The following is a 6,898-nucleotide window of genomic DNA, read 5'->3' on the forward strand; positions in this document are numbered from 1 at the left end:
CTACAGCACTATCTTCAACTATGTCCGGTGTCGTGTCTTCACCTTCACCCGTTGTAGTGGTAAAGGTTTGATTATCTGTCACAAACTGACGATAACCAATCGCGTCATCGGTGCCTAAGCCTGATACGCTACTAATAGTATTGCTCATAACCCCTGTTATGGCTTTAGGTTCTGGTACTGGCTCTGCGCTTGGGTCCACCTTAGTGGCACCATAAGTACCTTTACCATCAGCAACTTGATAGACACCGCCTAAAAGCTCAGCGTCTTCTCCAAAGAAGCCGCCTTTTGTATCAACGCCATTCCAGTTACCTGCAAAGGTGTTACCAGTGATTTCAGCTTTAATCTTCTTCTGACTAACATTAGAACCATCAAATGATAACGTCCCATCGACTTGGCTATCAACAAAATCAACTTTGAATTCTGAAGTACCAATGATTGGATCTTTTCCAATGATCTCATTTTTACTATTGCCGATATAACTGGCTACACCGTTATAGTTCACTTTACCATCGTTAATTTCGTTAACGATATTGTACTGTGATAGCTCTTTCATATACTGCATATCGTCGATATTGGTACTATTACCCTGTACATATACGTTCGATAACTTAGATAGTCGGATTACATTGGCTAGGCCTTTAAGGTCTCCATATACATGACCAATCTGCATCTGCTCATCAAAGTTCTTATAAGTTGACGTATAATTTAATTTATTATTAAATATACCGCCAATCTGCTTAAGTTCGCTCTTTTTGAAACTACCTTCATAATCTTCGTCAGATGCGTTTCTCAATTCTACATTTATAGAGTTTTTAAAGTCTTTTGAACCTGTCTCATTCAAAAGCGCAGTGTACGTATCATAGCTAGCAGAAGTATTTGCACTTATACCACTATTATCATGATCTGCAATACTGTTTTGGAAACCAGTTATTGTTACATTGACGGGAGCCTTTGGATTAGTAGGCGCTGGTGGTAGCTGCTGCGCGGCTTCAAGAGCATCTTCAGCAGCTTTGGCTCTAGCCTCAGCCTCTAATCTTGCCGTTTCAGCCGCATTAGCGCGTGTTTGAGCATCCGCCGCTTGTGCTTTTGCATCAGCTGCTTGTTGCTTGGCTTCGGCTACTTTCTGTGCGGCCTCTGCTTTGGCATCACCGATGGCAGCTTGAGCTGCAGCTTCAGCTTGGATCACAGCCTCTTCTGCTGCTGCTTGAGCATTCTCAGCGGCTAGTCTTGCGGCTTCTGCTGTCGCTGCTGCTTCTAGAGCAGCGGCTTCGGCCGCTTCGGCGGCGGCGGCGCGTTCTAAGGCGGCGGCGAGTTGATCTTCACCATTACCGGCGTTTGCTAAGTTTTCTTCTGCTTTTGCTAGGGCTTCTTGTGCTTTAATAGCGTCTGCTTGCGCTTTTTCTGCAGCCGCTTGGGCAGCAGCGGCTTGGGCTTGAACACCTGCGATGGCTGCATTGGCTGCATCCGCATCTGCTTGTGCTTTTATCGCTGCTTTTTCTGCTGCGGTCTGCTTGTCACTCTTGGCACCATAGGTACCTTGAGCGCCATTGCCTTCGTAGACACCGCCTAGATACTGAGCATCTCCACCAAAGAATCCACCATCGGCTTTATAACCCTCTTTGCTACCTGAGAACTGGTTGCCTGCAATTGTGGCTTCTAAACCAATCTTCTTATCACCAAAATCTAGATCGCCTGTTAGGTTCTTAGCGACAAAGTCAGCGGTAAAGACTGAGGTGCCAAATTGAATGTTTTTGTCTAAACCAGTCTCGCGGTAAGTGGCATCCCCTGTATAGCCGACTTTACCTTCCGTTGGCATGTTAGCAGTTTGGGTTGCATTACCAACGACAGCCACACCATTGACAGGTAATAGGCCAGCAGCGGCACCGTCAATATGAGCCACTCTTAAGTCATCACTAAAGTCTTTGTATGTTGAGGTGTAGATAAGGTCCTGTTCACCCAGTGAAGCAGTAACCACTTTGGTGGTGTTTTCAAATGAGTTGAATCCACTAGATCCTGCTACTGCTGTATCATTGTCACCACTGACTTGAAGCGCTACAGGATCAGAGACTAGACCTTCGGAAGCGATATCTGCCCGAGCTTGTACTTGCGTCTCATCCGTAATGCCAAAGTCACGAGTCGTGGTTGTCAACATACCTTGATTTAGTCCAGTGGCATCGATACTGATATGCTGCACACCGGATTTAGCAGTTTTCGGTGCGTTCTTGATCTGGGCAGCTGCTAGAGCGTCGTTGGCCGCTTGCGTGGCTTGATTCGCTGCTGCAATTTGCGCTTCTGCTGCGGCTTGAGCATCGGCTTGTGCCTGCTGAGCGGCAGCCGCTTTCGCATTTGCTGCATCAAGTGCCGCTTGGCGGCGATCTACTTCTGCTTGTAGGGCTTCGGTATTGCCGCCACCTGAAGCTAGAGCATCCGCTAGTGCTTGTTCTGCTTCAGCCAGTTTTTGTTGTGCAGTTACCAGCTCACTCTTGGCTTGATCCGCTTCCGCTTGAGCTGTTTCAGCCTTTTGTTTCTCAGCTTGCGCTAATGCTTGTGCTGCACTTGCTTGTTGGTTGGCTTGATCGGCTTTGGCGTTAGCAGCAGCAATCGCTGTTTCCGCTTGTTCTTTGGCGGTGATAGCTTCAGCTTTGGCTTTAGCTTCGGCGGCTTCTGCTGCATCAGCTCGTGTTTTAGCCGCTTCAGCTTCAGCCTTAGCATCGGCTGCTTGTTGATTGGCTTCTTCTACTTTCTGATTAGCCTCTGCTTTGGCATCACCAATGGCTTTGTCGGCTGCTTGTTGCGCTTTTATAGCTGCATCTTCTGCTGCAGCTCTGGCATCCTCAGCGGCTAGTCTTGCGGCTTCTGCTGTCGCTGCGGCTTCTAGAGCAGCGGCTTCGGCCGCTTCGGCGGCGGCGGCGCGTTCTAAGGCGGCGGCGAGTTGATCTTCACCATTACCGGCGTTTGCTAGGTTTTCTTCTGCTTTTGCTAAGGCTTCTTGCGCTTTCACAGCGTCTGCTTGTGCTTTTTCTGCAGCCGCTTGGGCAGCGTTGGCTTGGGCTTGAACACCTGCAATGGCTGCATTGGCTGCATCCGCATCTGCTTGTGCTTTTATCGCTGCTTTTTCTGCTGCGGTCTGCTTGTCACTCTTGGCACCATAGGTACCTTGAGCGCCATTGCCTTCGTAGACACCGCCTAGATACTGAGCGTCACCACCAAAGAATCCACCTTCAGTATTGTAACCAGCATTGTCAGCCGCCGTGCCTGAGAACTGGTTGCCATCAATAGCCGCTGTCAGACCAATCTTACCCGCTTTATCAAACGCTAAATTACCCTTTAGATTTTTGGCGACAAAGTCAGCGGTAAAAACTGATTTACCAAATTCGATATCATTATCTATGCCAAGCTGACGATAAGTAGCATCCCCTGTATAACCAACTTTACCTTCGGTTGGCATGTTTGCTTCTTGCGTGGCATTACCGATTACGGCAACCCCGTTCACAGGTAGCTCTGCACCGCTAAAGACGGCTTTGCCATCAATGTGACCGATGCGCATGTCATCTTTAAAGTCTTTGTAGGTTGAAACATACGTTAAAGGCAGTTCTTGACCTAGCGCACTAACCGCGGCATTGTCATCATGCGCTTTAAAACCGTTTGATCCGGCAACGTCTTTGTCGCCTTCACCTGAGGTGGTGATAGATAGTTTACCTAGTAGGCCATCACCTGCACCTGGTTCTGATTCTGAAGCAAGATCTGCTCGTGCAATGACGCTATCATCGGTTGAATCAAAGTCACGTGTCGTGGTGTTATAGACTTTGCTTAACGGGGCAACGTTGACGTTCAATGACTGAACGCCAGACTTAGCGACTTCAGGAGCGTTCTTGATTTGAGAGGCAGCTAAGGCATCTTTGGCATCCTGAGCTGCTTGCTGAGCAGCTGCTATTTGCGCTTCCGCTGCGGCAGTCGCTGCGGCTTGTGCCTGCTGAGCGGCGGCCGCTTTCGCATTTGCTGTATCAAGGGCGGCCTGGCGGCGATCTACTTCTGCTTGTAGCGCTTCGGTACTGCCCCCTGATGCTAGGGCGTCTTCTAAAGCTTTTTCGGCGGCAGCTAACTTATCTTGTGCGGTGAGTAATTCATCTTTGGCTTTGTCCGCTTCTGCTTGGGCAGTCGCCGCTTTTTGTTTCTCAAGCTCGGCTTGGGCTTTGGCATCTATTGCCTGTTGATTGGCAGTGTCAGCTTTAGCGTTGGCAGCTGCAATGGCAGTTTCAGCATCCGCTTTGGCTTTTAGGGCTTCCGCTTTGGCTGTATCTTCTGCCGCTTTAGCAGCGGCCGCGTCGGCTTCTGCTTTAGCCGCCTGCGCTTTAGCATCAGCCACTTGTTGATTGGCTTCTGCTACTTTCTTGTCGGCTTCCGCTTTAGCGTCACCAACGGCTTTGTCGGCCGCCGCTTTGGCTTTTAGGGCAGCGTCTTCTGCAGCAGCTTGGGCTTGTTCAGCAGCAAGGCGTGCGGTCTCTGCAGTGGCAGCCGCTGCTAGAGCAGCCGCTTCGGCTTTTTCTGCCGCTTCCGCTCTTGCTAAGGCGGCAGCAAGACCACCGTCTCCTGTACCAGCATTAGCCAAGGCTTCTTCTGCTTTTGCTAAGGCTTCTTGGGCTTTAACGGCATCCGCTTGGGCTTTGTCAGCTGCAGCTTTGGCAGCAGCGGCCTGAGCATTGGCGCTGTCTTTATCAGCATTAGCTTTGGCCGCCTCTGCTTGTGCTTTGGCAGCGGCCTGCTCTGCGGCGGTTTGTTTGTCGCTCTTCGCGCCATAGGTACCTTGGGCATCATTACCAGCGTAAACCCCGCCTAAGTATTGAGCGTCGCCACCAAAGAAGCCACCTTCAGTATTGTAACCAGCATTGTCAGCGGCCGTGCCTGAGAATTGGTTGCCGTTGATATCAGCAGTAAGACCAATTTTACCAGCATTATCAAAGGTAAGGTCACCTTTCACATTTTTGGCAACGAAGTCGGCGGTAAAAACTGATTTACCAAATTCGATATCATTCCCAATACCCAGCTTGCGGTAAGTAGCATCCCCTGTATAGCCGACTTTGCCTTCGGTTGGCATGTTCGCAGTTTGGGTTGCATTACCAATTACGGCTACACCATTGACTGGTAGGGTTTTGTTCAACAAAGTGACTTCAGCAGATCCGTCGATGTGACCGATGCGCATGTCATCGCCGAAGTCTTTATAAGTCGAGTTGTAAGTTAAAGGAAGTGTTTGACCAATGGCGGCGACCACTATATCTGTTTTATCTTTATGGCTTTTAAATCCATTAGCCACCTCGGTGTCACCTTCACCAGAGATAGTGACTGGCACCAGTGGTAGTAAACCTGCTGTGCCATCTTCTTTTTGAGAAGCAATGTCAGCACGGGCGTCAATTGCAGATCCATCTTCATTTACTGAAAAATCGCGGGTGGTCGTATTAAACAAGCCTAGTGTACCAGCATTGATGTTTAATGATTGCACACCCGACTTAGTCGCTTCAGGCGCATGGTTAATATTGGCTGCTGCTAGGGCATCTTCTGCTGCTTTTTTAGCAGCCAATGCGAGTGCTGTTTGTGCTTCTGCTGCTTGTTTGGCTACTTGTGCAGCGGCTTGAGCGCTTTCTGCCTGGGCTTGTGCCTGTTGGGCGAGTTTGGCTTTGCGCTCAGCCTCTTTTTGTAGTGCGTCGGAACCACCACCATTGGCTAGCACATCTTCTAATGCTTTCTCAGCAGCTTGTTGTGCTTTAATGGCCTCTGCTTTCGCTTTTTCAGCAGCGGCCAACGTTGTTTCTGCCTTTTCTTTGGCCTCTTTGGCACTGTTCGCGGCCGCCAAAGCCGCAGCTTGCTTTTTCGCAGCCTCTGCAGCCTTTTTAGCTTCTAACTTAGCTTTTGCCTCAGCGGCTTCTTTGGCAGCCGTTTCTGATGCCAACAAATCTTGTAGCTCTTTAGCTTTGGCTTCTGCCGTATTTGCACGAGCCTCAGCAGCTTTTGCGTTAGCTTCAGCAACTTTCACTTTAGCTACGGCTTCTTTAGCTGCCGCCTCTTTAGCAGTTTTTATCTTACCTTCAGCCTCTTGTGCCGCCGCTTCAATCTTTGCAACTGCTTCTACCCTAGCTGCCTCTGCTGCGGCTTTCGCTTTTGCTGCCTCTGATCTTGCTGCATCAATGGCTTTTTGTGACGCTTCTGCCGCCTTTTGTGACTCAACACCAAATTTCATCTCAGCAGCTTTAAGTGCGTCTTCTGCAGCCTTCGTTTTGGCCTTTGCCTGTTTTAAGGCATCTTCTGCTGCTTTTGTTTTGGCTTCTGCGGCTTTGATCGCAGCCTCTGCTTGCGCATTACTGCCAGTATCAACGCCGCTACCCTCAGTTTCTGATCCTCCTGCAGTTCCACTGTCATCTTTAGGTATTGTAGGGGATGGCTTGGGCGTGGTGCTGTCTCCACCATCACTAGCGCATGATGCTAGGATTACAGTGGTTAAAATAACGACGCTAGCTTTCAGCGGCGTTTTTAGTTTTTTTGCTGTCGCTACAGCAGATATTGAATGACGGTTAAGTGACATTCGTCTTCCTCCATGAAGAATTGATAACAGTCCATTATTTATCCATACTAGGCACAACAAATATCTAGTGCCACACATAGATAAACAAATCACCTATAAAAAGTCAATAAATATATCTACAATTATGAATAATGTAACCTTTGGTTACCAATTAATTTCCTATTTCTTTTAAACGATATGTTTTGAATCGGTTTTTATTTAAATTTAATAAAATAATCATTCCTGACATACCCAATAATAGTAATTTAAATATTACATATCCATACCATCCATCATTTATTATTTACAATATTTATAAAAATATATTAATTAAAAATATAGCAA

The 6,898-nt window shown here is 48.2% G+C and carries 1 protein-coding gene; it reads right to left on the reverse strand.

Annotation, left to right across the window (positions count from 1 at the left end):
• On the reverse strand, nucleotides 1–6,574 hold a 6,574-nt coding region (locus JMX98_RS13230), incomplete at its 3' end, for a transferrin-binding protein-like solute binding protein (RefSeq protein WP_201587254.1).
• Nucleotides 6,575–6,898 lie beyond the last annotated feature (324 nt).

This window comes from Psychrobacter sp. HII-4, assembly GCF_904846595.1.
Classification (GTDB): Bacteria; Pseudomonadota; Gammaproteobacteria; order Pseudomonadales; family Moraxellaceae; genus Psychrobacter; species Psychrobacter celer.